This is a genomic window from Oscillibacter sp. CAG:155, assembly GCA_000436875.1.
GTDB lineage: Bacteria > Bacillota > Clostridia > Oscillospirales > Oscillospiraceae > Oscillibacter.
On sequence record FR890822.1, the window covers coordinates 1 to 1595 of the forward strand.

Annotated in this window: 3 protein-coding genes; all 3 read left to right on the forward strand. The window is 53.0% G+C overall.

The window, feature by feature from the left end:
- The first annotated feature begins 310 nt into the window (after positions 1 to 310).
- From infC to rplT, 3 genes are read left to right on the forward strand one after another with little or no spacing between them, the layout of a single operon-like run.
- Entirely contained in the window at positions 311 to 817 is a 507-nt protein-coding gene (gene infC, locus QZL67_RS00315; RefSeq protein WP_022288798.1) for a translation initiation factor IF-3, read from the forward strand.
- Positions 818 to 854: 37 nt separating this feature from the next.
- Positions 855 to 1052: a 50S ribosomal protein L35 gene (gene rpmI / locus QZL67_RS00320; protein ID WP_022288799.1), complete on the forward strand. Its 198-nt coding sequence runs from the start codon at positions 855 to 857 to the stop codon at positions 1050 to 1052.
- 34 nt (positions 1053 to 1086) lie between these two features.
- Positions 1087 to 1437 (forward strand): 50S ribosomal protein L20, encoded by a 351-nt coding sequence (rplT, locus tag QZL67_RS00325; RefSeq protein WP_022288800.1) that lies wholly within the window; start codon positions 1087 to 1089, stop codon positions 1435 to 1437.
- Positions 1438 to 1595 lie beyond the last annotated feature (158 nt).

A 1595-nucleotide genomic window follows, 5' to 3' on the forward strand; every position in this document is an offset into this window, starting at 1 on the left:
CGCGATTCTGCATAATGACACCTCCTTTCATGGTTGCCTGCGTACAGGGAGTAGTATGGACAGCGCATCCGCCAAATATACCGGATTCAGAAAATAAAAAAGGGGTTGACAAATAGGAAACTGGCTGGTATACTTAATCCGCAAAACAAAGAAGGCAGGTTGCATCCGCCTCACCTCCAGCCCAAGGCAAAGAGGTTTACAACGTCGTTATCAGGCCGCCGCTTCGGTGGTTTGTTGTTGCGCGGATGCCAGGCTTGGTATCCGCGTTTTGTGATTTTTACAAGGAGGTGCTTCGGTCATTAGTAAATTAGTGCATGAACTCAATGAGGATATCTCTGACAAGGAAATCCGCCTGATTGGCTCCCAGGGAGAACAGCTGGGCATCATGGCGCCCGCAGACGCGCTGAGAATCGCCGACGAGCAGGGCTTGGATCTGGTCAAGATCTCTCCGCAGGCGACGCCCCCTGTCTGCAAGCTGATGAACTACGGAAAGTTCCGGTTCGAGCAGAGCAAGCGGGAAAAGGAAGCCAGAAAGAACCAGCACGTGGTGGAAATCAAAGAGATCCGCATGTCTCCGGGCATCGACATTGGAGATTTCAACACCAAACTGAAAAATGCCCAGAAGTTCATTGCCGACGGCAATCGCGTCAAGGTTTCCGTCCGCTTCCGCGGCCGGGAGATGGCCCATACCGAGATCGGCCGTGACCTGCTGGAGCGTTTTGCCGAACAGTGTGCCGAGGTCGCCAATCTGGACAAGACCCCCAAGCTGGAGGGCCGGATGATGTCCATCTTCCTCTCTCCCAAGACTGGCAAATAACATTTGATTTTTCAAACACACGGAAGGAGCAACCAACATGCCTAAGCTGAAAACCCACAGTGGTGCAAAGAAGAGATTCAACCTCACCAAGACCGGCAAGGTTAAGCGCGCCAAGGCCTTCAAGAGCCACATCCTCACCAAGAAGGATACCAAGCGTACTCGTCGTCTGCGTGCCGGCGGCTATGCGGATGCCACCAACATGGACGCCGTCCGCAAGATGATCCCCTACAAGTAAGACAACGATACGTTAGAAATAGGAGGCTTATACAATGGCTAGAGTTAAGGGCGCGATGATGACGCGCAAGAGAAGAAATAAGACCCTGAAGATGGCCAAGGGCTACTGGGGTTCCAAGTCCAAGCACTTCCGTGTCGCCAACCAGGCGGTCATGAAGTCCCTGAGCTACGCTTACACCGGCCGTCGGCTGAAGAAGCGTGACTTCCGTTCCCTGTGGATCACCCGGATTTCCGCTGCCTGCAAGATGAACGGCATGAACTACTCCAGCTTCATGCACGGCCTGAAGACCGCCGGCATCGAGATCAACCGCAAGATGCTCTCCGAGCTGGCGATCAGCGATCCCGCTGCCTTCACCCAGCTGACCGAGATCGCCAAGAAGGCCTGATCTCCTCTGATTTACATGCAGAGAAAGAAACGCGCTTTGGACTTGTCCAAGGCGTGTTTTTTTATTTGACAGCATGGCCGGATATGATAAGATAAAAAGAGACGTACCATTCTGCACCTTTGCGGGAAAGGAGGTAGTGTCAACAGTTTTGCGCAAAT

Bases quoted from the DNA above. Each gene is read 5' to 3' on its own strand.
- rpmI (WP_022288799.1), top strand. From the start codon at position 855: ATGCCTAAGCTGAAAACCCACAGTGGTGCAAAGAAGAGATTCAACCTC.
- rplT (WP_022288800.1), top strand. From the start codon at position 1,087: ATGGCTAGAGTTAAGGGCGCGATGATGACGCGCAAGAGAAGAAATAAG.